General features: G+C 40.2%; 26 protein-coding genes and 4 tRNA genes. 12 read left to right on the top strand and 18 right to left on the bottom strand.

Going from position 1 to position 25,162, the window contains the following annotated elements; translation table 11 throughout:
* Positions 1–143 precede the first annotated feature (143 nt).
* The 14 genes from AC0UA9_RS09230 to AC0UA9_RS09165 all read right to left on the bottom strand — a co-directional run bounded on the left by AC0UA9_RS09230 (position 144) and on the right by AC0UA9_RS09165 (position 10,787).
* Positions 144–219: transfer RNA gene (locus AC0UA9_RS09230), tRNA-Lys, on the bottom strand.
* A gap of 275 nt (positions 220–494) precedes the next feature.
* Positions 495–570, bottom strand: a tRNA-Lys gene (locus AC0UA9_RS09225).
* Between the two features lie 248 nt (positions 571–818).
* A tRNA-Lys gene (locus AC0UA9_RS09220) sits at positions 819–894 on the bottom strand.
* A gap of 228 nt (positions 895–1,122) precedes the next feature.
* A tRNA-Lys gene (locus AC0UA9_RS09215) sits at positions 1,123–1,198 on the bottom strand.
* A 153-nt stretch (positions 1,199–1,351) separates the two neighbouring features.
* Positions 1,352–2,143, bottom strand: coding sequence for a tol-pal system protein YbgF (ybgF, locus tag AC0UA9_RS09210; RefSeq protein WP_475659447.1), 792 nt, complete (start codon positions 2,141–2,143; stop codon positions 1,352–1,354).
* Positions 2,144–2,266: 123 nt separating this feature from the next.
* Positions 2,267–2,812, bottom strand: a complete 546-nt coding sequence (gene pal, locus AC0UA9_RS09205; RefSeq protein WP_475659446.1) for a peptidoglycan-associated lipoprotein Pal — start codon at positions 2,810–2,812, stop codon at positions 2,267–2,269.
* A 94-nt stretch (positions 2,813–2,906) separates the two neighbouring features.
* The gene (gene tolB, locus AC0UA9_RS09200; RefSeq protein WP_475659444.1) at positions 2,907–4,250 is read right to left on the bottom strand and encodes a Tol-Pal system beta propeller repeat protein TolB; all 1,344 of its coding nucleotides are present in this window, start codon (positions 4,248–4,250) and stop codon (positions 2,907–2,909) included.
* A gap of 110 nt (positions 4,251–4,360) precedes the next feature.
* Entirely contained in the window at positions 4,361–5,293 is a 933-nt protein-coding gene (gene tolA, locus AC0UA9_RS09195) for a cell envelope integrity protein TolA (protein ID WP_475659442.1), read from the bottom strand.
* A 1-nt stretch (position 5,294) separates the two neighbouring features.
* Positions 5,295–5,720 carry a protein TolR gene (gene tolR, locus AC0UA9_RS09190; protein WP_475659441.1) on the bottom strand — a complete coding sequence of 142 codons (426 nt, stop codon included), beginning with the start codon at positions 5,718–5,720 and terminating at the stop codon, positions 5,295–5,297.
* A gap of 15 nt (positions 5,721–5,735) precedes the next feature.
* Positions 5,736–6,419 carry a protein TolQ gene (gene tolQ / locus AC0UA9_RS09185; RefSeq protein ID WP_475659440.1) on the bottom strand — a complete coding sequence of 228 codons (684 nt, stop codon included), beginning with the start codon at positions 6,417–6,419 and terminating at the stop codon, positions 5,736–5,738.
* A complete protein-coding gene (ybgC, locus tag AC0UA9_RS09180) occupies positions 6,409–6,876 on the bottom strand; it encodes a tol-pal system-associated acyl-CoA thioesterase (protein WP_475659439.1) in 468 nt (155 codons plus the stop codon). The genes tolQ and ybgC overlap by 11 nt, the downstream gene beginning before the upstream one ends.
* Positions 6,877–7,432: 556 nt before the next feature.
* Positions 7,433–8,788 (bottom strand): lipoprotein-releasing ABC transporter permease subunit LolE, encoded by a 1,356-nt coding sequence (lolE, locus tag AC0UA9_RS09175; protein ID WP_475659437.1) that lies wholly within the window; start codon positions 8,786–8,788, stop codon positions 7,433–7,435.
* Between the two features lie 24 nt (positions 8,789–8,812).
* Positions 8,813–9,532 carry a lipoprotein-releasing ABC transporter ATP-binding protein LolD gene (lolD, locus tag AC0UA9_RS09170; protein WP_475659436.1) on the bottom strand — a complete coding sequence of 240 codons (720 nt, stop codon included), beginning with the start codon at positions 9,530–9,532 and terminating at the stop codon, positions 8,813–8,815.
* Positions 9,525–10,787 carry a lipoprotein-releasing ABC transporter permease subunit gene (locus tag AC0UA9_RS09165; protein ID WP_475659435.1) on the bottom strand — a complete coding sequence of 421 codons (1,263 nt, stop codon included), beginning with the start codon at positions 10,785–10,787 and terminating at the stop codon, positions 9,525–9,527. Before AC0UA9_RS09165 ends, lolD begins: the two co-directional genes overlap by 8 nt.
* 201 nt (positions 10,788–10,988) lie before the next feature.
* On the opposite strand from AC0UA9_RS09165, the gene AC0UA9_RS09160 reads away from it, so the two are divergent.
* The 3 genes from AC0UA9_RS09160 (at position 10,989) to can (ending at position 12,581) form a co-directional block, all read left to right on the top strand.
* Positions 10,989–11,597 (top strand): PilZ domain-containing protein, encoded by a 609-nt coding sequence (locus tag AC0UA9_RS09160; RefSeq protein ID WP_475659434.1) that lies wholly within the window; start codon positions 10,989–10,991, stop codon positions 11,595–11,597.
* Positions 11,598–11,649: 52 nt separating this feature from the next.
* On the top strand, positions 11,650–11,841 hold the full coding sequence (locus AC0UA9_RS09155; protein ID WP_475659432.1) for a DUF2897 family protein: 192 nt from the start codon (positions 11,650–11,652) through the stop codon (positions 11,839–11,841).
* A 104-nt stretch (positions 11,842–11,945) separates the two neighbouring features.
* Positions 11,946–12,581 carry a carbonate dehydratase gene (can, locus tag AC0UA9_RS09150; RefSeq protein WP_475659431.1) on the top strand — a complete coding sequence of 212 codons (636 nt, stop codon included), beginning with the start codon at positions 11,946–11,948 and terminating at the stop codon, positions 12,579–12,581.
* A gap of 99 nt (positions 12,582–12,680) precedes the next feature.
* On the opposite strand, the gene hppD is transcribed toward can, so the two are convergent.
* Entirely contained in the window at positions 12,681–13,754 is a 1,074-nt protein-coding gene (hppD, locus tag AC0UA9_RS09145) for a 4-hydroxyphenylpyruvate dioxygenase (RefSeq protein WP_475659430.1), read from the bottom strand.
* 1,578 nt (positions 13,755–15,332) lie between these two features.
* Between hppD and AC0UA9_RS09140 the strand changes: the two genes are divergently transcribed.
* From AC0UA9_RS09140 to lysA, 8 genes are all read left to right on the top strand, one after another.
* Positions 15,333–16,313, top strand: coding sequence for a hypothetical protein (locus tag AC0UA9_RS09140; RefSeq protein ID WP_475659429.1), 981 nt, complete (start codon positions 15,333–15,335; stop codon positions 16,311–16,313).
* 326 nt (positions 16,314–16,639) lie between these two features.
* Positions 16,640–17,827, top strand: a complete 1,188-nt coding sequence (gene metK, locus AC0UA9_RS09135; protein ID WP_475659428.1) for a methionine adenosyltransferase — start codon at positions 16,640–16,642, stop codon at positions 17,825–17,827.
* A 218-nt stretch (positions 17,828–18,045) separates the two neighbouring features.
* Positions 18,046–18,792 carry a 16S rRNA (uracil(1498)-N(3))-methyltransferase gene (gene rsmE / locus AC0UA9_RS09130; protein ID WP_475659427.1) on the top strand — a complete coding sequence of 249 codons (747 nt, stop codon included), beginning with the start codon at positions 18,046–18,048 and terminating at the stop codon, positions 18,790–18,792.
* Between the two features lie 141 nt (positions 18,793–18,933).
* Positions 18,934–19,908, top strand: coding sequence for a glutathione synthase (gene gshB / locus AC0UA9_RS09125; RefSeq protein ID WP_475659425.1), 975 nt, complete (start codon positions 18,934–18,936; stop codon positions 19,906–19,908).
* Between the two features lie 95 nt (positions 19,909–20,003).
* On the top strand, positions 20,004–20,666 hold the full coding sequence (locus AC0UA9_RS09120) for a YqgE/AlgH family protein (protein ID WP_475659422.1): 663 nt from the start codon (positions 20,004–20,006) through the stop codon (positions 20,664–20,666).
* Positions 20,666–21,118, top strand: coding sequence for a Holliday junction resolvase RuvX (gene ruvX / locus AC0UA9_RS09115; RefSeq protein WP_475659420.1), 453 nt, complete (start codon positions 20,666–20,668; stop codon positions 21,116–21,118). Before AC0UA9_RS09120 ends, ruvX begins: the two co-directional genes overlap by 1 nt.
* A 181-nt stretch (positions 21,119–21,299) precedes the next feature.
* Positions 21,300–21,836 carry an NADPH-dependent FMN reductase gene (locus AC0UA9_RS09110; protein WP_475659418.1) on the top strand — a complete coding sequence of 179 codons (537 nt, stop codon included), beginning with the start codon at positions 21,300–21,302 and terminating at the stop codon, positions 21,834–21,836.
* Positions 21,837–21,932: 96 nt separating this feature from the next.
* Entirely contained in the window at positions 21,933–23,219 is a 1,287-nt protein-coding gene (gene lysA / locus AC0UA9_RS09105; RefSeq protein WP_475659416.1) for a diaminopimelate decarboxylase, read from the top strand.
* Between the two features lie 104 nt (positions 23,220–23,323).
* Here lysA and AC0UA9_RS09100 read toward each other — a convergent pair whose 3' ends face one another.
* The 3 genes from AC0UA9_RS09100 to AC0UA9_RS09090 are packed head-to-tail and all read right to left on the bottom strand — an operon-like array spanning position 23,324 to position 24,628.
* Positions 23,324–23,980, bottom strand: coding sequence for a DsbA family oxidoreductase (locus tag AC0UA9_RS09100; RefSeq protein ID WP_475659414.1), 657 nt, complete (start codon positions 23,978–23,980; stop codon positions 23,324–23,326).
* A 43-nt stretch (positions 23,981–24,023) separates the two neighbouring features.
* On the bottom strand, positions 24,024–24,377 hold the full coding sequence (locus AC0UA9_RS09095; protein ID WP_475659412.1) for a rhodanese-like domain-containing protein: 354 nt from the start codon (positions 24,375–24,377) through the stop codon (positions 24,024–24,026).
* 44 nt (positions 24,378–24,421) lie between these two features.
* On the bottom strand, positions 24,422–24,628 hold the full coding sequence (locus AC0UA9_RS09090; RefSeq protein ID WP_475659410.1) for a YgaP family membrane protein: 207 nt from the start codon (positions 24,626–24,628) through the stop codon (positions 24,422–24,424).
* Between the two features lie 192 nt (positions 24,629–24,820).
* Here AC0UA9_RS09090 and AC0UA9_RS09085 point away from each other — a divergent pair, with 192 nt between their 5' ends.
* Entirely contained in the window at positions 24,821–25,126 is a 306-nt protein-coding gene (locus tag AC0UA9_RS09085; RefSeq protein WP_475659408.1) for an ArsR/SmtB family transcription factor, read from the top strand.
* Positions 25,127–25,162: the final 36 nt, after the last annotated feature.

Raw genomic sequence — 25,162 nt, 5'->3', positions numbered from 1 at the left:
TGGCTTTTCTTTGAAAGTATAATCATTTTCTACAAATATGTGGTCGGCCGTGAAGGGTTGGTACCTTCGAATAGCTTGGATTAGCTGGTTAAAAGCCTTGGCTTTGCAATTGTGTGGGTGTTTTTGAGGTTTCTACAAATATGTGGTCGGCCGTGAAGGATTCGAACCTTCGACAAATTGGTTAAAAGCCAACTGCTCTACCGACTGAGCTAACGGCCGACATATTGTGATATTTACACTGTTTACATTTTACATTTTACGTTTTAACGTTTTACGTTTTTATACAAATATGTGGTCGTTTATGAAGGTTTAGAACCTTTGACCAACTCGGATTAACTGGTTAAAAGCCTTGGCTTTTCAAACTTAAGTTAATCAATTCTCACTACAAATATGTGGTCGTTTATGAAGGATTCGAACCTTTGACCAACTCGGATTAACTGGTTAAAAGCCTTGGCTTTTCAAACTTAAGTTAATCAATTCTCACTACAAATATGTGGTCGGCCGTGAAGGATTCGAACCTTCGACAAATTGGTTAAAAGCCAACTGCTCTACCGGCTGAGCTAACGGCCGACATATTGTATTATTGGAATAAATTCCAATTCACCTTTTTAACTCGGCAATAGAGCTGTTCTAATATAGATTAACTGGTTAAAAGCCTTGGCTTTTCTTAGACAGTATAATCATTTTCATACAAATATGTGGTCGGCCGTGAAGGATTCGAACCTTTGACCAACTCAGATTAACTGGTTAAAAGCCTTGGCTTTTCAAACTTGCAGTAATCACTTACATCTGTAAATTCTACATTTTATACAAATATGTGGTCGGCCGTGAAGGATTCGAACCTTCGACAAATTGGTTAAAAGCCAACTGCTCTACCGGCTGAGCTAACGGCCGACATATTGTATTATTGGAATAAATTCCAATTCACCTTTTTAACTCGGCAATAGAGCTTGTAATTTCAAAAACTTAACTTGAAATTTACGGTTTACGCTTTACGCTTTACGCTTTACATTTTAAGTGTGGTCGGCCGTGAAGGATTCGTACCTTTGACCAACTCGGATTAACTGGTTAAAAGCCTTGGCTTTGTAAACTTAGGTTAATCATCTTTTACTATTTTAAGTGTGGTCGGCCGTGAAGGATTCGAACCTTCGACAAATTGGTTAAAAGCCAACTGCTCTACCGACTGAGCTAACGGCCGACACTGTGTTAAGGTTGCTGCCTTAACGCGCCGCATATAATACTGATATAAAAATTTAGTGCAAGAATAAATTTCACTTTTTTTTATCCTCGCATTCCTTTTGCTTAAAAACAAAGCAGATCGCTAGTTTTGTCGGCAGAAGGTTACTCTTAATTAAATTAATTTATCTAAACGCGGTTTTGCTAATTGTGCTGGTGTTGAATTAGGGTATTCATTTAATAACTGACGGTAAAGCTTTATTGCTTTAGTGTTATTTTGTTGTTGTTGCGCCACCATGGCTAATTTCAATAAGGCGTCAGGTCTTTTGTTTGACTCTTTAAAACGCTGAACCACAACTAAAAACGCTTGCTCTGCTTCTTTTAATTCACCTTTATTAAACAACAGTTGTCCTAACCAGTAATGCGAGTTAGGTGCGTAAGTAGAGTTTGGGTAAGACTGATTAAAACGGCGAAACTCAGGAATCGCTTCTTCATAGCGCTTTTCTTTTAGTACTAAATTAAGTGCTTTGTCGTACGCTTCATTTTCAGTTAAATCATTACTGTAGTTTTTCGCGACGGTTAACGAGCCGGTTAGTGCTGTGTTAGGCGCTTGCGTTGCGGGCTTTAAGGCTTCGCTTACACGCCTGTCAAGCTCTTGATAAAGCTCTCGTTGCCGTTCAAGCACTTGAGATAACTGATGCGTGTGTAACTCGGTTACACCGCGTAATTCGTTCACCTGAACTTGTAAGTCGTCAAGTTGGCGTTGAATGTTTACTTGGGAGCGGTTGCGGGCATCAAGTTTACGTTCAACACTTGCTAGCTGCTCGGCTAAAGTAGCTGGTGCTTGGTTTAACGTTGATGGTGAGCTTACGTCAATTACAGGTGCTTGCGCCGCTAACACTGTTGAGGTGCTAGCAGACATAACAAGACCCAATAAAGTCGCTTTGCTTGAAAGGGTTAGTTTCATTTTTTTTCCGATCATATATATTTACCGCTGGCTAAAGATACTGAGTTACTTATTGCAAAAACGTACATTGCCTAAGTTACTGAGTATTTTGTAGCCATGAGCAAATTACTTAATATATAGCGTTTAGTAAACAATTACAGCACGACGGTTTTTAGCGAAAGCGGCTTCAGAGCGGTCTTTCACCATTGGTTTTTCTTCACCGTAGCTTACTATTGATAACTGGTTTGCTGACACACCCATGTTTTCTAAATACGTTACCACTGATTTAGCACGACGCTCACTTAAAGCAATGTTGTATTCTGGCGTACCACGTTCATCGGCATGGCCTTCAATTAATACTTTAACGTCTGGGTTGGCATTTAAGAATTCTGCGTGGGCATTTAAAATGTTTGAAAACTCTTCGCTAATGCTTGAGATATCGAAACCAAAATAAATGATGTGCTCTGAACGTAAGTTAGCAAGCTCTTGTCGCTTTTGCTCTTGGATTGCAGCAGCACGTTTAGCTGCTTGAACTCTTACTTCTTCTTCGGCCGCTTGTTGTTGCTGAATCATCTCGGCATTGGTGTCAATTGTGGCTTGTTCGTCTGATGAGTCATTAGAGCTACAAGCCGCTAATGCTAACATTGGTAAAGCTATCGCGACATTTTTAAAAGTTTTGTTTAAACGCATGTTGTTTTCCTTATTTTACAAAAGTGTAATTTTTTAAATTATTTCGTTCTTGTTTATTAATTAAATAATATTGTTATTTAAAAAATTCGATATATTACAAAAATGGTGACCAAGCGGGTGCTTTCACTTGCCCATCAAGCGCTGGTAGCCGGGCTTTAAAACGACCGTCAACGGATACTAAGCCAAGTACCTGCCTGTTATTATGCAAGGTACTGTATATTATCATACCACCATCAGGTGAAACACTGGGTGATTCATCTAACCGTGTTTTCGTTAACACTTGAAATAAACCTGAGCCTAATTCCTGTTTTGCTAAACGGTATTGGCCGCGTGTTCTATTCACCATAATGAGTTGTTTGCCATCAGGGGTGATAGAGCCACCTAAATTCATTTCTCCGTTAAAAGTAAGTCGACTCACTTTACCATCGACTAAATTTACGCGATATAGTTGCGGTTTACCACCCCGTTCTGAACTAAATATTAAAGATTTACCATCGGGGGCCCAACTTGGCTCGGTATCTATTGCTCTATTACGGGTTACGCGGCGTAGTTTTTTTGTTGCTAAAGTCATGACGTAAAGGTCTGGGTTGCCATCTTTTGACAATACCATGACCAGTTTTTTGCCGTCGGGTGAAAAGCGCGGCGCACTATTAATACCGTCGAATGAACTAATTAATTGGCGTTGTCCGGTATAAATATTAATAATATGTACTTGTGCTTGGCGGTTTTCAAATGATACGTAGGCCAGTTGTTCGCCGTTGGGGTGCCACGAGGGCGACATTAATGGTTCATTAGAGCTGAGTAAGACTTGTTCGTTAAAGCCGTCGTAGTCAGCAAAAGCTAATTGATAGGGAAAACTGCCTTGGTCGCGCACAATAATATAGGCTATTTGTGTTAAAAATGCCCCTTTAGAGCCAGTGAGTGACTCATACACCGCATTACTAATGGTATGGGCATAGCGACGAAATTGTTCGCTGCCTATTTGTGCGCTACTTTGGCTTAAAATGTGGTCTTGTGTTTGTACTAATTCACCATTACTAAGCATAGACGTTTGCCCGCCGGTAATTTGCCCACGAATCACATCTACCAGTTGGTAACTAACCCGGTACTGACCCAGTGACGTTTCTTCAATGCTACCGGTAACAATGGCTTCAACGCCTGTGTTTGCCCATGCGCTGTAGTCAATATTAGTGGCCGAGGTGGGAAATTGCGGGAATTTGTTTTGGTCAATTGGGTTAAATTTGCCACTGCGCAGTAAATCATCGCTAATCACTTTAGATATTTTTTCAGGTAGTGGTCCAGCGCCCTGCCATTGAAATGGCACCACTGCAATAGGCCGTGCGCTGTCGACGCCTCCGGTAATAACAATTTCAAGGGTTGCCATAGCCGACGTTGAGAGTAGGGTTATAAACATTCCAAGTAGTAATTTAATTTTCATATTTTCTTTTATTTAATCCCAGTTCTATTAATGTTCAATGGTTTATATATAAATGACTTGTTATGGATTTACAACACAGTAATTCGTTACGCTATCGGTTTTATACACGGTTAAAATTCAGGTGCAACAATAACATCAATGTTACGCATTTCTTTAAATATTTCAGGGTCTTTAGAAACCGGTAGCGTACCTGCTTTATACACCGCCCTTCTCGCCGCTTCACAAACAACGGCATCACCACCGACATTGGTAACTTGCGTAACAAAACCGGACGAGGCAAGGCTTATTTTTAGTTTGCACGACTTGCCTTCCATGGTAGAGCGGTCGTTGATCATGTTTTGGTCAATCACATTGGTAATGAGTGCTGCATAGCGTTGAATTTCTGTCATCATTTGTTGCTTGCGTGCTTTATTACGAATTGCCATTTCTGCTGCCATTTGTTCAGCAAGTAATTTTTCTTGCTCTGCCCTTTTCGCGGCTTCTTGCGCTTTACGTTTACGTTCAGCTATTTGTTTTTGGCGTAACGCTTCTGCTTTTTTAGCTGCGGCTTCTTCGGCTAGCCTTTTAGAGCGAGCTTTGGCGGCGGCCTCTTCTGCTTTTCTTTGTTCTTGCTCTTTTTGTTTTCTTATTTTTTCAGCGTTCGCTGCTTTTGTGCTTGCTTCTTTTGCTGCTTGCTCGGCGCGTTTTCTTTCTTGCTCTTTCACTTTGCGTTGTTGCTCTAATTTTTTAATTTGCGCTTCTTCTCTTGCTCGGCGCTTTTTCGCTTCGCTGGCGCGCCGTTCAATGTCGGCCAGGCGTTTTTGCTCAGCAGACTTTTCATCTGCTTTTTGTTTTTTAATTTTGTTTATTGCTTCTTGCAGCTTGGCTCCGTCAACCACAGTAGCTTCTATGGGTTTCACGTCTTGCGCAGTAGGCATGCTTGGTTTGGGTGTTATTTCGCTGGTAAAGTTGCCCATAAATAAAACACCAAGCAAAGCAATGTGTAAAATTGCACTCAGGCAAAGTGCTTTTGTTAACGTGGTGTGATTTTTCTTTGCTGGCACTTTAGTTCTCCGGGGAATCTGTCATTAAGCCCACCGACGGCACGCCTGCCACTTCTTGTAGCAACACCATAAGCTGAATAACCGCATCATAGGAAACAGCGCCATCGCCATTAACCACCACCGGGGTGTCAGGGTTTACGGCTAAGTGCGCTTTCACTAAGGTTGCTACTTCTAACGCAGACAATGGCTCTTTGTCGTTATCACCTAAGGTAATATAGTAGCGCCCTTCGACATCAACCGACGCCACTAAAGGGGGTTTAGTGTCTTTGTCTAAGGGCTCAGCGTTTGCTTGTGGTAAGTCAACCTTAACACCTTGGGTAATTAACGGCGCTGTTACCATGAAAATAATTAACAATACCAACATTACGTCGATATAAGGAACAACGTTAATTTCTGCAACTTTGCGGCGCCTAACTCTTTGGTACATACAACAAGCCCTTATTTATTCTGCTCTAGCGGTAACGGTTTGTCTTTGTAAAATACTGGCAAACTCTTCCATAAAGTTACCGTAGCTGTTTTCAAGCTTTTCAACTTTGTGGCTAAATCGGTTAAACGCCATAACCGCTGGAATAGCAGCAAATAAGCCCATGGCGGTCGCAATAAGTGCCTCGGCAATACCTGGTGCTACCATGGCTAACGTGGCTTGTTGTACTGAACCTAAGCCAATAAATGAGTTCATAATACCCCAAACAGTACCAAACAAACCAATATACGGGCTAATAGAGCCAACGGTTGCCATAAAAGGCAAGTGTGTTTCTAAGCTGTCTACTTCACGCGACAAGGCAACGCGCATCGCTCTGTGGGTACCGTCAACAATCACGGTGGGGTTATCAATGTTGCTTTTTCGTAAACGGGCAAATTCTTTAAACCCTGCAACAAATAAGTTTTCAATGCCTTGTATTTGCCCTTTGGCGGTTATTTCGTTGTAAAGCTTACTTAAATCAGCGCCACTCCAAAACTTATCTTCAAAGTGTTGTAATTGTTGGCTGGCCATATTCAGTGCTTGTCGGCGTTGAAAAATCATCGCCCAGCAAGCGACGGAAAAAGCCAGTAACACCAGCATAACAAGCTTAACCAATAAACTGGCTTCTAATATAAGGTCAACAATTGAAAGTTCAGCAGACACGTTTAAACGCTCCTAATATAAAGTCTGGAATAGCCATTGGTTTTACTTTGTGAGAATCATGGCTGTGAAAATTAACACAAGCAACGCGCACAGTTGCTGTACAGATCAATTGTTGTGCTTGGTTTGTTATTTGTTGTTGAAAAACTAAACTAGCACGCTTTAGCGTGGTAATAGTAGAGTGTACGTTCAGTAAGTCATCGAGTTTTGCCGAGGCAATATTGTCCATTTCAACCTTTCTGACAACAAAGCCGATGTTTTGCTCTAAAAAACTCGCTTGATTAATGCCAAGCTCTCTTAACCATTCGGTACGGGCACGTTCAAAAAATTTTAAATAGTTAGCATAATAAACAATACCACCTGCATCAGTGTCTTCATAGTAAACCCTTAACGCATAGTGTTGACTTAGCTTAGGGGGGTTATTAAAACCGGTATTATTATTATGTGTATTCGTTTGCATTATTGGTATCTACAACTTTTGTTGGCTGTTTTATTGTTTATTTTATTGTGTAACGTTCACGGCAAGTTTACTCAAAAACCCTATAGTAATAGATAAAGTAGCAGGCAAACAAGGCGAAGTTAATGAATTATTACATTTTATTCTTATTTGCGTGAATTTATACTGCCGGTAAAATGCTTGTTACTGTTGTTTTTCTGCGAATGTTGCCTAGAAACGGCCTTGTTGTTTAGGTTGTCGCATTAGTTTTTCTAATGCCAAGCGATACTTTAATTAGCTTGTCACTTAAGCGCAACAAACCTATAATTTACTTGTTTTCTGGTTCAGCGCTAATATTAACAGGGAAACCATTAATATTAAGCCGCGACTTCCCCCCCAGTAAACGCATGAATAAATAACCTTGCTATTGTTGTTTTTTCTAAGATTTGTTTTATGTAAACCTTTTTATATACTTCCTTCTATCAACTTGATATTTAAGTTGGCCCGCAAAGTTTTTGCGGGCTTTTTTTTGCCTGCATTTTGCCACAAAAGCCTATATTAGTTAGGAAAAGCACATAACTTACAATTGCCCTAATACTTGTGCTGGTACAATTTTTGTTGCTCGCCAGGCGGGGTAAATTGTTGCGAATAAAGACATTGTTAGTGCAGTTAGCACGGTAATATAAACATCGGCCATGTTTAGCTGGCTTGGGATATGGTCAATAAAATAAACGTCTGCGGATAACACTTTTAGGGTAAAGACTTGTTCAATAAAAACCACTATTTCTGCTAGGTTTAATGCCAGCACTACCCCTAATATTCCGCCAACAATGCTCCCTAATAAGCCATTCACTAAACCTTGATATATGAAGGTTAACAAAATTAATTGGTTACTTGCCCCCATTGTTTTTAAAATGGCTATGTCGCCTTTTTTATCATTAACCGCCATGATTAAGGTTGACACTATGTTAAAACTTGCAACCGCAATCACCAACACTAAGACGATAAACATTACCATGCGCACCATTTGAATATCATTAAACAAATGCCCTTGGGTGCGTGTCCAGTCAGAAATATACACATAATGGTTAATGTTATAGGCAATAGTACGGGCTACGCTGGGCGCTGAAAAAACATCATTAATTTTTATTCTGATCCCTTGCACTTCATTTTCTTGATAACCTTTAATTTCAGCTGCTTGCGCTAATGAAATATAAGCGAGTGTTTCATCAACGGTACCACCAAATTTAAAAATACCAACAATTTCTACTTGGCGCTTTACTGGGGCAGCAAACACCCCCTGCTTATTTATGCTGCCTGCCACTGCTGATGGTTGGCTAGGCGGCAATAATATTTGTACGTTATCACCTAGTTTTACTGAAAGTTTTTTAGCTATGCCTGCGCCAATAATAATACCATTGCCGCTACTTTCACTGCTTGTTGCATTAGTTTTTTTGTTCGCCTCACTGGATAAAGCCTGCCAACTTCCTGCAACCATGTATTGCGCTATGTCTGACACTAGCGTTTGTAACTTGGCATCGACTCCTTTTATTTCTAATGCTTTGAGTGCGCTTTTATGTTGCATCATGCCGGTTAAATTAATCACGGGGGCGGCGGCAATAACGTCAGGGTTGTTGGCAATTTGCTGCACCGTTGACGGCCAGTTAGGTAGTGGTTTGTCTACCGATATTAACTCGGCGTGTGGCACAATAGAAAGCAGTTTATTGGCGAGCTCGCGCTCAAAGCCATTCATGGTACTTAAAGCAACAATTAATACCAGTGTACCTAAGGCAATGCCTATGGTAGAGGATGCAGAAATAAAAGTAGAAAAACCACGGCCATGGCGGCTACGCACATAACGTAAGGCTAAAAACATGCTTAAGGGCTTATATAAGGAGTGGTTAGTTTTTTGCGCGGTGTCAGTTACATTCGCCATCAGTTTTGTGCTCGGTTTTATTACTTAATTTGAGTGCTTGGCTTGGTTAAAAGCACTTTTATGGTCAGCAAATACAGATAACTTGCCATGATCTAATGTTAATTGTCTGTCCATGCGCAGCGCTAATGAAATATCGTGCGTTACTACCACAAAGCTGGTTTGCACGCTTTGGCTCAGTTGACGAATAAGCTGGTATATTTGTTCGGCAGTATCGCTGTCTAGGTTACCTGTGGGCTCGTCTGCTAAAATTAACGTGGGTTTGGTGACTAAGGCTCTGGCAATTGCTGTGCGCTGTCTTTCACCACCCGATAGTTCACTAGGGCGGTGGTGAATACGATGAGCTAGCCCAACTTGCGATAACATTTGGGTTGCGGCTTCAATCGCTTTTTTGGGTTTATCTCCCCTGATAAGTAGCGGCATTGCGACGTTTTCAAGGGCGGTAAATTCCATCATTAAGTGATGAAATTGGTAAATAAAGCCTATGTTTTTATTTCTAAAAATGGCCCTGTCTTGCTCTGACAATGTTAAAATATTCACATTGTTGATAAAAACTTCCCCTGCGCTGGGTAGGTCTAAAGCGCCAGCAAGGTGAAGAAAGGTACTTTTACCACAGCCTGAACTACCCACAATGGCAAGCAGTTCGCCTTTTTCAACGGTAAGCTCTAAATTATTTAATACCTTTGTTTCTATGTTGCCCTGGCGGTATGATTTAGACAGTTGGCGACAATGTAACACTTTATTCATTACGTAAAACCTCTGCGGGTTGGGTTTTGGATGCTTGAAACGCTGGGTATAATGTTGCAACAAAGCTCATGGCTAACGCTGAAGCACTAATCACAACCACATTAATTGGCGCTAATATAACGGGTAAGGCTTGCGCTGCATAACCGCTCCCTAAAATATTCAGGCCTAAAAAAGATAAGATGTCGTTTAAGTTTAAGGCGATTAGCACCCCTAAAATACTCCCTAACATTGTTCCCCAAAGCCCGTTGATCATCCCTTGGGTAATAAATATTTTTACAATGCCTGCCCGCGATAAGCCTAACGTTTGCAATATACCAATTTCGCCTTGTTTTTCTACCACCACCATTACTAGGGCTGACACGATATTAAACGCCGCAACCGCAACAATTAAACTTAACATCAGCCACATCATTTTTTTCTCCATATTAACCGCCGAAAAAAGCGCTCCTTGGCTGTCATTCCAGGTGGTAAAAGCTAATGCTGGCTTAGTTTGGTCTGCGGCATTTGCCGCAATTAATGTTTGGACTACTTGCTCGGCATTGAATGCATCGTCTAAATAGAGCCTTAGTTGGTCAATACCGTCGCCCTGACGGCGTAATAACTTAGCGGCAGATTCGCTGTGTACGTAAACTACGGAGCTGTCAACTTGCGAGCCCACATCAAAAATGCCGCGAATAACAAATGTACGCTGAACAGGCATTCTGCCCATGGGGGTGAAAAGCGTGATATTGGGTAACACCAGCCGCACTGTGTCGTTTACCTTCACTTGTAATTTTCTTGCTAAAGCCTGACCAATAACAATACTATAGGGCTGCTCTGTTAACTGCGTTAACGAGCCACTTAACATGTGGGTACTAATAATATTATTTTGTTCAAATTTGGGGATGATCCCTTGCAACAACACACCTTGTAAATTGTCGGATGACTGAATAAGTGCTTCACTGCTTACCAACGGGGTGACTTGTTCAATATGTTGGTGTTGCAATAATTGTACTCTTACGGCGGGCCAAGCGGTGAAATTATTGTTGTTTGACGTAGTTAACGGTTGTGAAACAATAATATGCGGTACAATCCCTAAAATGCGCTTTTTTAATTCTCCTTCAAAGCCATTCATTACTGAAACAACCGTGATCAATGATGCGACACCTAGCAAAATGCCAACGGTAGAAAAAAAGGTAATGAATGAGATAAAACCAGTGCGATTTTTACTACGGCTATAGCGCAAACCAATAAAGAGGCTAACAGGTTGAAACATTTAATTATTGTTACTAGAAAGTATAAGGATTAGTCGAGGGTAAAGCATAACACAGCTAAGGCATATTTAACCCTTTTTGTTCACCCTTAACTGAATTAAACATATTTAAATTGGTCTAGTTCTGCTATAACTTTATAATAAAATACGCTTTTTAGCACAATTAGCCCCTAATGAAAAACTGATGCAACGATAGTGACAACAATGAATAAAGAAACGACTGAGCAAAAATTAACAAAGTACGATGAATTTTTTTCTATTGAGCATCGCTTTTCTATCAATATTAAGCCGTTGCCACAGAACGCGGTCACCAGTTATGCGCAGTTTATGGCAAACATGCCAATGCCTTTTAAATTAGCTACCGACATGTCGGAGATTGACCAAGCCGCTTTGCGTCCGTTGCAAGCTTTGTCTGGTGTTACGGGCCAATTGGTTGAGTTTTTAAATCTGCAAGCGAAAAAAATTGATTTACTGATTGGTTATATTCTACAACAAGAAGACAGTGAACAAGACCGATACTCAGGGATAAGGTTTGGCGGTGGCGGATTATTGTTTTGCGCCCAAACGCCCTTTGAGCCAACCCAGTTACTGGAAATGAAAGTATTTTTGCAAAATGAAAACTATGCGGTGTATTGTTACGGTGAAGTGATAGCTGTTGAGCAAGTGGCAGACGAGTACCAGCACAAGGTGATATTTCATTTTATTCGTGAAGAAGACAGAGAAGTATTAGTGCGCGCCAGCTTGCATGAACAGTCTAAACAGCTTCAAGCACTGGCTTTACAAAGAAACTTAGCTGAAAAAAATAACACATAAACAACACAGGCAACAACACAGACAACAACACAGGCAACAACAAGGGGCGACAATGTCATTACTGGGAATAATTATAACCACCTTAGCGTTAGCTATGATCATTGGCAGCGTTTATGTTATTAAAAAGTCGGCTCATAAATTTAACTTAACACCTGAGCAACTTCAAAAAATAAAAGCGCGTAATGACGCGCTAGACAAAGCAGAGCAAGCGGAAAAAGAACAAGATGACAACCCCAGTGGTTAACGTGGTTATAGCCATGAACTTTTGACTTATTGCACAAATCACTTTTACTCGCAGGGTTATTCCCCTAAAATGTGATTCACTCTTTCTTAGTAACACTTCTCATTATGAAATCAATTACGCACTTATTTGAAAACAATAAACAATGGGCGGCTGAGATAACAGCACAAGACCCTAACTTTTTTCAGAAGCTTTCTGAGCAACAATCACCAGAATACTTATGGATAGGCTGTTCAGACTCTCGCGTACCTGCCAATGAGTTACTGGGTATGCCCCCTGGTGAAGTATTTGTACACCGTAATATTGCCAACCAAGTTATTCATACCGATCTTAATTGCTTGTCTGTTATTCAATTTGCCGTAGAAATTTTAAAGGTTAAGCACATTATTGTTTGTGGTCATTATGGCTGTGGCGGGATTACGGCGGCTTACCATGATAAAAATTATGGTTTAATTGATAATTGGCTTCGCCACATTCAAGATGTTTATCGTTTTAATAAACAAAAACTAAACCAGGTTAAAGATGAGGCCGACCGTATCAATTTATTATGTGAGCTTAATGTAATAGAACAAGTTGCTAATATATCTAACACCACCATATTACATGGGGCTTGGCTTGCTAAACAGCAGGTGACGGTACATGGTTTAGTGTATAATTTAAAAGACGGTATATTAAAAGACTTAAATGTTTCTACCAGCGAGTTTCATGAAATTATTGGCAAAAACAAATACACGGTTGATTAACAAACCCCTTACACAACGCATGGCGAGTGTGCAACTTATAGCCCGCCATGCTGAACGTGGTTAATATTTACAGGTTAACACCAATGAGCTTACCTGCAATTATAAAGTGCCGCGCTCCATTTGGTTTAGCTCAATTGATTTAAACAAGGTAGAAAAATTACCCTCGCCAAAACCTTGATCATTTACCCGCTGGATCATTTCGATAAAAATAGGCCCGAATAAATTTTTTGTAAATATTTGCAGTAAATAGGTATTTTCTGCTTGGCTGTCGACGAGTATTTGGTGTTTTTTAATTTTCTCTTTATCTTCTTTAATCCAAGGAACTCGGTGAAAAATTTCGTCGTAATACTCTGGCACAATATGCAGGGTGTCAATAATATTACGGTCAAGCTGCTCTAATGAACTGACTAAATCATCGGTGATAAACGCTAAATGCTGCACTCCTGGCCCATTGTATTCGTTTAAGTATTCATCAATTTGGTTGTTGCTTTTTCCTTTACCTTCATTAATTGGAATACAAAATGTTTCACAAGGTGATTGTAACGCATAAGAGATTAAGGCGCTTTTTACGCCCTTAATATCAAAGTAGCGCACCTCAGTAAAGCCAAAAATATCTTTATAAAAGTTTGCCCATTTATTCATGGTGCCTTGGTAAACATTGTTGGTTAAGTGGTCTACGGCTAAAAAACCTTTTTCTGCAACTATTACTGGCGCCTTATGGTTTTCAAAGTCAGTGTTGTAAATTCGCCCTTTGTTTTTACACCTTTGCTCGCTAGCAAAGTTATCTATAAAATAAATTAAACTGTCGCCAATACCAAAAATAGCAGGATACGGTAATTTACCTACTGCATTTTCTGCTGATTTAGCACCGCGTTTAACTGCTTGTTCAAAAGCAAAATCAGCATCTTCAACACGCCAGCCCATTGAACAAATAGCTGGCCCATGGCTTTGTGCAAAATCCTTTGAAAACCCCTTAGTTTCTCTGTTTAATAGAAAGTGAATATCATTTTGATTAAAGTAATCAATATCACGGCCTTTAAACTTTTTCGTTTTTGAAAAACCAAAACCATAGAAAACCTGCTCCATAAAATCAGAGTCAGGGCTAGCATATTCGGTAAATTCAATGCCACATAGCTTTAATGGGTTGTTTTTTGCCCTTGTTATATCAGTCATTTTATTATCTCTTATCGCTGAGGTTTTCACTTTTTCGTTTCACTTGCCGGTTTAACGTTAAAGTGATTATTAAGATAAGGTCATTATCTAGCGGATTTAGCGATTACGAAAGACTAAGCGCCACGGCGGCTTTAAAGCAGATGTAAATGAATATGTACGTTAAATTTAATGAAAGTGGCACGAAAAGCAGGCAAAGCGAGGCAGTGCTCGGTAACAGCTGTATTTTATAGTTTACAAATAATGGATTTACCTAGTAGCCAAGGTAAAATATAAAGCATTACTGGGGGGTATTATTAATAAATACCTGCTTACATCAAACCCGGCTATGACACTTGAGATTATTATTTAAGCTGTTATATTGAGGCTATGAATACATTAAATTCAGTAAGTTATAGTTTTTTATTTGCTTGTTATCTCTAAAACTTCCCAACGAAACAGGCAATAGTTTTACTTTATTTTGTCCCTGTTTGCTTTATGGGCGTTTAGTTCACATTAAGGAGGCTATTTGACTTGATTGATTTTTTATAATTTTTAGTTTTTTACACAAACACACGCAATTCATTTGTTATTAATTATTAGGTGAGAATATGTCTAAGCATGATAAGAAAAAACCGGTGTTAACGTTAAAAGAAAAACGTAAATTGAAAAAAGAATCAACTGCAGCGGTAGTAAAAGAAAGGAAAAAGAAAGCAAAAGCGTAAAGCTGATGGCATCCTTCCCCGCCTAACTTCGCTTATTTCGGCGGGGAATTCCCATTACTGGGCGCACACTAAATTGCTTTAATTCCCCTCCCTGCTGCTTCGCAAGGAAAGCCCTAGCCATTAAGGATGGCAATGATAATTGGCAACCATGAGGCCCCCCTTCATATGACACCGCCAAAAAACCCATCCCCCTCGAAGAAGAAAATATTTGATGCAAAACATCTACCTTATCACCAGCCTACCCTAAACAAGTAGTTAGCTGACTAAAACCTTTGCAGATACCACACTTAGAATCAATGTACTGAGCCAAGCGCATGTTCATTATCAAATAATTGACTTCCCACCTATTCGAACTGCGTTTACATCAAGCTCTGACATTACCTTTTCTAAACCATCTAACTGCAAGTTGGTTCTCGCTAATACAGCCCCCACCTTCTTTATCTTACATTTCTTGCGCTACATACCGATAAGGCTCTAATTTCAAGTTTTCTTTTTTATCACACAACTCCACATCATCTTGCTCTGATTTTAGCTTTATAAAATTTAATATAACCATAAGGTATCTCTATAATACTCACCGTACCGCCAGAATTTTTGGCGAAGTCATATCTCTTTCTATTCTATCTATAATGTATGTGTTTTTCCTGAACCAGCAAGAGCCGCTATCATGTTCTTCCGTAAACATTTATAAAACCTCTTGTTTGCATTTAAAAATAAGCACCCGTGACTTGGTGGAGGACGGCTTTTTAATCGTCAAATAGTTTTACCCGTAAAGCAGAAACACCTCTTGATTATTAAGGCGTTCTAGACTGGATTTGTTGCGGTAATTTTTTATTAGCGGATAATACTTAAAATTTATCAAAAAAGGCTTGAAAATATGAACAATACATTACGTAAAAGCTTGCTTTTACTTATAATAAGCGGACTAGCTGCATGTGGTTCTACCCCTTATAAAAAACCTACAGAATACCCCTTTGTGACCATACACTCAGAAGCAGTGTACGAGTGGAATAAAGATTACAGTTATGCTAAAAACATCGCCATGATGGTGCGCCCGTCAGGTTTGGGTTTTGGTGTTGATGACGAAAAAAAACCCAAAGACTTACCTGTGTTTACCAACAACAACACAACAGACTTCACAGCGCTAACTACCGCTTTTGTTGAAGGTGGACTAGGCGGAGCTTTGTTATTTAACTCTCTCGACAATACTGTGAAAAAGAAAAATGGATGGTCACCTATTTTAGTGGATTTTATACCTGTCTCGGTTTTACCAAACCCAAACGATAAAGATGCGTACATAACGATACGTAACATCATATCAAGTAAAATACGCAAGTCTTTGGAAAAAGAGCACCCTTTACTTGAGTGGAAAGGTGCCTATTTTAATACTAACCGTTGGGCAGCGGCAAACTCTAAAGCCTATTTTAATGATCCGTCTTGTGGTGACGCATATAACTTGGGAAACACCGATGCTAAATACACGCTTTCATCGTCAGACTACCATCCTGAGCTACTAGAAGATAAAGGCGACAACAAACTAACAGCACCTTACTGCGGTATTACATTTGAATCGTCAATAGCGGGTAAGATAATTATTGATGAAGTTGATTATTGGATAGTCATGAGTATGACCAATAAAGCCTATAACAGTCCTGATACGGTGTATTACCTACAATCATTAAATAAATCATACCCAGGGCACATACTTAACCCAAGATTGTTTCAGATGTACGTGTTTTTTGAAGGCATGAAAACAGCCAAACGCAGAACAAAAAGCAACAAATATCCATTTGTATCACATCAAGGAAACATTCATTTGTTTGATAAAGACGATAAAAACACAACCCCTAAGCTTTAGTTCAGATGGGCGTCAATCACATTGACGCCTTTTTTTATATTTTAAGTCCCTTCACTTGTCTGAGTGTTTCAGAGACTTGCCCGAACCAGCACGCCCCGTAAAATAAGCACTTCGCTATTGTTAAGGCAAAACATGCATGGTGATTATTTCTTTAAACGACCAAAGCCATTTAGACGTCTAGGCGTAAAAAAGATAGAAAAGTTATTCTTATAATAGTAAACTGTCGCCATTATTGTATTAATTTTGATACTCCCCCTTAATCTCTATTGTTCTTAATAAGTAATTATTAAGTGTTAATGGTAAACAATTCAAGCTGTTGAGGATTTATGTCTACACACTATTTCACTTCTGAGTCGGTTTCTGAAGGCCATCCAGATAAAATTGCCGATCAAATTTCTGATGCGGTTTTAGATTCTATTATTGCTAAAGATAAGTTTGCCCGTGTTGCCTGCGAAACAATGGTTAAAACCGGTGTTGCCATTATTTCTGGTGAAGTTAGCACTGATGCCTGGGTTGATTTAGAAACAATCACCCGTAATGTTATTAGTAATATTGGCTATACGTCTTCTAACGTTGGTTTTGATGGCGAAACATGTGGCATTATCAACTTAATTGGCCAACAGTCACCTGAAATAGCCCAAGGTGTTGACCGCAGTAAGCCTGAAGACCAAGGTGCGGGTGACCAAGGTTTAATGTTTGGCTATGCCACCAATGAAACTGAAACATTAATGCCTGCGCCATTATATTATTCACACCGTTTAGTAGAGCGCCAAGCTGAAGTGCGCAAATCGGGTGCGCTGCCTTGGTTGCGCCCTGATGCTAAGTCACAAGTGACCTTTATCTATCAAGACAATAAACCGGTTGCCATTGATACCGTTGTGCTTTCAACTCAGCATAATCCTGATATTAAACAAGAAGATTTAGTTGATGCGGTTATGGAAAATATTATTAAGCATGTACTGCCCGCTAACTTATTAACAAAAGACACTAAGTATCATATTAACCCAACCGGTCGCTTTGTTATTGGCGGGCCAGTAGGTGATTGTGGCTTAACTGGTAGAAAAATTATTGTTGATACTTATGGCGGTATGGCTCGCCACGGCGGTGGGGCTTTCTCGGGTAAAGATCCGTCGAAAGTAGATCGCAGTGCCGCTTATGCCGGCCGTTATGTTGCTAAAAACATTGTTGCCGCAGGCCTAGCCGAGCGCTGTGAAATTCAAGTGTCTTACGCGATTGGCGTTGCTGAGCCGACCTCAATTTCCATTGACACCTTTGGTACTGGTGTTGTTAGCGAAGCGCGTTTAGTTAAATTGGTTCGTGAACATTTTGATTTACGCCCGTACGGCATTACTAAAATGCTCGATTTATTACACCCTATGTATCAGCAAACGGCGGCCTATGGTCACTTTGGTCGTGAGCCTTTTGAAATGACCGTAGGCGACGATACTTTTACCGCTTTTAGCTGGGAAAAAACAGACAAAGCAGATGATTTACGAAAATCATTAGGCATGTAGTGCTCTGCATTGCTTAAGCGCATACTGTTTTGACTAAGCCAACACCCTATTCTCAATGTGTTGGCTTTTTTTATGGTGAAAAACGCGATAACAAGGCATAACAATAAATAATTAGACCACAGGATTGTTTTTACCGTATCAGCCCTCATATTTTAATTATTGTTATATTTTAACTAGCTACCCTTAATTACCTTTACTTTTAACAAATATTAATTTACATGACTAACACACGTATTTACCAAAATAGCGAATTAACGTTACACAGCACAGTGAACTTGTCTGATGACGCCTTTGGCCATGTTGTTAGAGTTCTACGTTTAGCAAAAGGTGATACCATTAACCTTTTTAATGGTAATGACAGTGTTCAATATACTGCTAAATTAATTGAGGTGAAAAAAAAGCAGGCAAGTGTTGAAATTATTCAGCAAGAAGCCATAGCGAATGAGTCTCCTATTCATATTCATTTAGGGCAAGGTATATCCCGTGGGGATCGCATGGACTATACTTTACAAAAGTCAGTGGAGCTTGGTGTGAGTAAAATTACCCCGTTATTTACCGAACGTTGTGGGGTAAAACTGACGGGTGAACGTTTAGCGAAAAAACGTGATCAGTGGCAAAAAATAGTGATTAGCGCTTGTGAGCAAAGTGGCCGTTGCCTAGTACCTGAAGTTGCAGAGCCTATCCCTTTGCAACAGTGGTTGGCGCAAGAAAGCAGTGCAATTAAAATTAACTTACAGCCAAAAGCGCAGCATTCTATTATGACATTACCCATTAGTGCGACTGAACATGCATTAAAATTTCGACTACTTATCGGGCCAGAGGGTGGCTTAAGCGACGAAGAAATACAGCAAGCTAACGCGGCTAGTTTTCAAGATATATTACTTGGCCCAAGAGTATTAAGAACAGAAACTGCGGCACTGACCGCTATTACAGCATTACAATGTCGCTTTGGTGATCTCGCGTAAAGCTATTGCAACCTAGCGCTCAACCAAGTTCACCATGCATGTTACCTCACTAACACAGCCTATTAACTAACAGTGTTGGCGGTAACGGCTGCACAGGTGACGTTAACCAATTTAGCAACTTATATAAACACAGGATAAAATATGACAACAGCACAAACGACCACCATAAAGCTCGGCATCGTAATGGATCCTATTAGTGAAGTTAACGTTGTTAAAGACTCTTCTATGGCGATGATGTTAGAGGCACAAAAGCGTGGTTATGAAATTTACTACATGGAAATGCAAGACTTATACCTTGACCGTGGCCAAGCGCGCGCTAACACGCAAAAAATAACAGTCTTTGATGATAGCAACCACTGGTATGAATTGTCTGACCCACAAGATATTGCCCTAAGTGAACTTGACGCTATTTTAATGCGTAAAGATCCGCCATTTGACACAGAATACATTTACGCCACTTATATGCTTGAGCGCGCAGAAGTAGAAGGCACATTAATTGTTAACAAGCCGCAAAGTTTACGCGACTGTAATGAAAAGCTCTTTACCGCATGGTTTGCTGATTTAACCCCCCGTACGTTAGTGACCAGAAGTGATGCACAAATTCGCGCTTTTCATCAAGAATTAAAAGATGTCATTATTAAACCGCTTGACGGTATGGGTGGCTCTTCTATTTTTCGTATAAAAGAAGACGATGCTAATGTGGGTGTGATTATTGAAACCTTAACCGCGCACGGCCAACAATACGCGATGGTACAAGAATACATGCCTGAAATTGTTGATGGCGACAAACGCATATTAATTGTCAACGGCGAGCCTATGCCTTATTGCTTAGCGCGTATTCCTGCCGTTGGCGAAACCCGTGGCAACCTAGCTGCAGGCGGACGGGGTGAAGCGAGGCCTTTAAGCCCAAGTGATAAACTTATTGCTGACACCATAGCGCCCACACTGAAAAAACGCGGCTTATTTTTTGTTGGTTTAGATGTGATCGGTGATAAAGTGACTGAAATCAACGTCACCAGCCCAACCTGTATTCGTGAAATAGAAGCCGCCTACCCTATTAATATTAGTGGCAAGTTAATGGATGCTATTGAAGAAAACATTAACAAAAACAAGTAAACCCGCACGTTACAAGGATGTAACTCGTGACTTTTAATCAATAACCAGCTGTTATGCATATTTTTCTGTTCAAATAAACTTATCGAGGTAAATAGATGAAAAGCTTAGAGAACCAGTTTTTAATTGCTATGCCATCATTAGCCAATGACTATTTTAATAAAACGGTTACCTATATTTGTGAGCATAATGACGAAGGCGCTATGGGGTTAATTATTAATATGCCCGTGAATATCACTTTGCATGATTTATTAAAGCAAATTGAAGAGAATGATCGCGAAGAAAGCGCGCAAAGTAAGCTGAGTAAAGCCAAAGACAATACGCCTGAAGAAGCACTGGATCAAGCGGGTTTAGCCCCTGCTTATACCCTCACTGAAGATATATTACTTGATAACAGTTTAGAGCAGTTGGTTCTTTCAGGCGGGCCTATTTCGCAAAACCGTGGCTTTGTTTTGCATAAAACACAACCCGGCTGGAATAGCTCGTTAGCCTTAAGTAAAGATATTATGATCACCACATCAAAAGATATATTAATGGCATTAGGGACAGAGAAAGCGCCTGAGCAATTTATGGTAACACTCGGTTATGCTGGTTGGGGCCCTGGCCAATTAGAGGAAGAATTACAATCTAACGCTTGGCTAACCATTGATGCCGACAGCGATATTTTATTTAATACACCAATTGAACAGCGTTGGCAAAAAGCCACCCAGAAACTTGGTATTGATGTTGCCCATTTATCTTCTGAGGTTGGTCATGCATAATGGCTAAAAAAATAGCAAATAAAGTAGGCCAACGTACGATTATTGGCTTTGACTTTGGTAAAAAATATATTGGGGTTGCTGTTGGGCAAGAAATGACTGGCAGCGCCTCACCTTTAGGGTCAGTAAAAGCCACTGATGGCATTCCACATTGGGAGCTATTAGCAGCATTTTTAACTGAATGGCAGCCTGATCTTATCGTTGTTGGCTTGCCGTTAAATATGGACGGTAGCGAGCAACAACTCACCAAAGATGCTAGAAAGTTTGGTAAGCGCCTCATTGGCCGTTTTGGCATCCCGCTTGAGTTTCAAGATGAACGCTTAACCACTGCCGATGCCAAAGCACAATTATTTGCTCGAGGTGGATATAAAAATTTAAAAAAAGATAACATTGATGCTGAATCAGCCAGGCTCATTATTGAAAGTTTTTTTGAGCAAGGCTATCAATCATATTAGCATGCTTGGTAAGAGCCTTGTTGTTTTAACCATTCACTGCAGTAAAGCAAGGCTTGAACTTAGGTAAATACGCTAAGATAATTTACCATGAACCGCTTTTAAGGTGCAGTGTGAGCAGCTCAGGGAACTAAGTGCCGTGAGTTAAATACATTTACGCAACATATCGAATAGGAACGTCTTAATGAAATTATTAGCCTTTGCCGCTAGCAACAGTTCAAAATCAATCAATAAACAATTAGCCACTTATGCCGCGGCACAATTGGCAAACAACGGTGACGTAGCAGTAGAGGTGATAGACATTAATGACTACGAAATGCCTTTATTTAGTGTAGATAAAGAAGCTGTGCTTGGTCAGCCGCAACAGGCGAAAGACTTTTATGAAAAAATAGGTGCTGCTGATGCTATTATCATTGCCTTTGCTGAGCATAATGGCTCGTATACTGCCGCTTATAAAAATTTGTTTGACTGGACTTCACGCATTAATCAAAAAGTATTCCAAAACAAACCTATGGTGTTATTGTCAACGTCAATAGGTGCCGGTGGCGCTGCCTCTGTATTAAAAGCTGCGGTAAACTCTGCGCCTTTTTTTGCTGGTGAGGTGAAAGCCAGTTTATCAATACCGAGTTTTAACGAAAATTTTGACTCAAGCAAGCAAACCTTATTAAACCCTGATTTAAAAGATCAGTTACTTAAAGCACTGTCAACCCTGCGTGCTTAACAAGCAATACAAAATAAACCAAGCGTCGATATTTACCGGTTGTCGGCTGCCGTTTAAGATACACCCTATTTATACAACTTTACTCATGGTAACCAGATGACTACACAAAAACACTTTCCCCATATTAACGGAATAATGCATGCCGAATCAGTCTCGCTTAATGACATAGCAACACAGGTTGGCACGCCTTTTTACTGTTATTCAAACACAGCTATTTGCCAAAACTATCAAGCTTACCAACAGGCATTTGCGACCGCGATGCCTGAGCGGGTTAACGAGCAAGAAACGCTTATTTGTTATGCTGTTAAGGCGAATGGTAACCAAGCCGTGTTGTCAACCTTAGCCAAATTAGGCTCAGGCGCTGATGTAGTGTCTATGGGTGAAATATACCGTGCACGAGCGGCGGGTATTCCCGCAGAAAAAATTGTTTACTCTGGCGTAGCAAAAGTGGAAGCTGAAATTGAATACGCGTTAAACGAAGGCATTTTTCAGTTTAACGTTGAGTCAGAGCCAGAGCTTGAACTGATCAGCCAAGTCGCTACACGTTTAAATAAAGAAGCGGCTATTGCTTTTCGCATTAACCCTGATGTGTGCGCGAATACGCATGCTAAAATATCTACGGGCATGGCTGAAAATAAATTTGGCGTCCCCATTAGCAAAGCACGAATTGCTTATAAAAGAGCTGCAGCCTTACCGAACATCAAAGTACAAGGTGTTGATGTACATATTGGCTCGCAACTAACTCAACTTGCCCCTTTTGAAGAAGCGTATAAACGCATTGGCCAATTAATTGTTGATTTACGCAGTGATGGCCATACCATTAGTGTGGTTGATATTGGTGGCGGTTTAGGCATTACTTACCACGATGAAGTCATTCCAAGCAAAGCGGAATATGCAGCCATAGTTAAAAAACAACTTGGCCACTTAAACTGCAAAATAGTGATTGAACCAGGCCGCTCTTTATTAGGCAATGCCGGCATTTTAGTGTCGAGCGTTGTATATGTTAAAGAAGGTGAAGAACGCCAGTTTTTAATTTTAGACGCAGGCATGAATGATATGATCCGCCCAAGCATGTACGAAGCGCACCATGATATTTTAGCGGTTAACAACAACAACACTGCCCTTGCCACCTACGATGTTGTTGGCCCTGTATGTGAAACAGGCGATACTTTTGCTAAATCACGCCAAGTACATGAGTCAAAATCAGGCGATTTAATTGCGATTATGAGTTGTGGCGCATACGGTGCGGTAATGGCTTCAACCTATAACACCCGTATGTTAGCACCTGAGGTGATGGTAAAAGATAGCGAGTTTGCTGTTGTTAGAGCACGCCCTAGTTACGAAGAAGTAGTGCAAGCTGATTCTGTACCAAGTTGGGTATAATTAGCCTGATAAGGCAGTAACTCAATAACCTCGAATAAAGTTACGAATGGCGGTTGGTTTTTCTTCGCGACTCGTAACTTTATTTCTTTATTTACTCAACAACCTTAACACCAGCTGGCTTCATTACTGGCTTTGGTTAACACCCCTTCTATGTTGGCTAACAACACCCGATACCCTACATTGCCATATAAAGTTTGTCTTCCATTATCAATAAGGTAAGACGGGCTTCCCTTTAAAGCTAAGCTTTTTGCTTGCTGGTAATTATGCATTAAAGCAGCCATAGCACTACCGTTAATAATCGCTTTATTTACTTGAGTACAGTCAAGGCCCGCCTCTGCTAGTAAAGCAAATAAAACATCCATATTACTAATGTCTTGTGCATCAACAAAAAAAGCTTTTCTAAATTTTAGCGCCAGTTCAACACTGCATTGGCTAGAGTAACTGAGCTCTATCGCTTTTAACACTAAATGAGGGTTAGCCGATGAGGTTGGCCTAACTGTAGACCAAATTGCACTGTTTATTTGCGTATATTCATAGGCCGACGCCGATTCAATAACATGCGTAGCAAAACCTTCGTAGCCTCCTTTGTCACGCCATTGTGTCGGTATTTTATTAACCGCATCGCCAAAAACATCTAAATAATGGTAGCGAATGTCAATGCGATCTTTTAGGCTGTCATTTAACGCTTCAATACGGCGCTGAGCAACCCAGGCCCAAACACATAAAATATCACTGTAGTAATCTATTTGCAGTGGCTTCATCTTTCCCCCTTATTTAATAACTTTACGCTTTGCTACCGAGCGCTTAACACGCGTTAAACTCACCGCAAATGTCATCTAGGGCACAAGTAATAACCCAAACATGCTTATAGCCAACACGAATAAGTTGCTCTGCGGCGAAGGCTGCTCTTGCACCGGTAGCGCAATGAATGAAAATGGCTAAGTTTTCGTCTGGGTACTGTTCTAGCATTTTCATTTCTAATAGCCCGCGAGGAATATTAATCGCCCCCGCACCTGACTGTGCAGCGAACTCAGCGGGCTCTCTCACATCAATTAAAATACCGTTAGTTTGCTGACGTTTAGTTGCCGCCTCGGCAGCGCTAATTGTATTAAGCGACAAAAAGGCCTGAGCCATCACTTCTGGGATTGTTTTTAACATATTTGTTCCTTGCTTCAATGAAATAGGTAAATTTTTAGTAATGGTTAACGGCATTGGGCATTAGAGTCTTTTAACCCTAATTTTTTCAAAATGGTCATCATTAAACACCATTGACTAAACGATGACTGTAACAAGTTAACACCGATAAAAGCAGTAAACCATACCCAATTTGGCGAGTGGAACTGGGTTAATAATAGTGAAACCAAAATCATGGTACCGGCCACTAAACGCAGTGCTTCATTTACTGTCATGTTGTTCTCCTAATAATCTATTTAATGGGTTAAGTGTCGTTAAGTAAAGGGTAACCAACAGCACTTGTTAAGCAACTATTAATTTAGCACAAACTAAATTACCAATTGCTTATATATTTTATATTAGCCTTTACTAAAGTAAAGTACAATAGTAGACTTAAGGAAATTTACTCGCAATAAACTCGACTCAATATGATAACTGACCAAACAAAATTACTTGAAAGCGCCCAACTTGTGGCCAGTATTTTAAAACAACTGTCTAACCCTTATCGGCTGATGGTGCTTTGTTGCCTTGCTAATGGAGAGCTTACGGTGGGTGAGCTAAATGAACAAATTGACCTGTCACAGTCGGCATTGTCACAACATTTAGCAAAATTAAGAGAAAGTGAAATAGTCACTACCAGGCGTGAGTCACAAACGATTTATTACCGTATTGCTGACCAAAAAATTAAGCATTTATTAGCAGTACTTCAGCAACAATTTTGTGAAGACAACTAACTAAACCCTTTACTAAACTGATAACTGAACAGATAA

The organism is Colwellia sp. F1, from assembly GCF_056238625.1.
The sequence above is the reverse complement of the archived record's forward strand: the minus strand, read 5'-3'. Positions and strand labels throughout refer to the sequence as shown.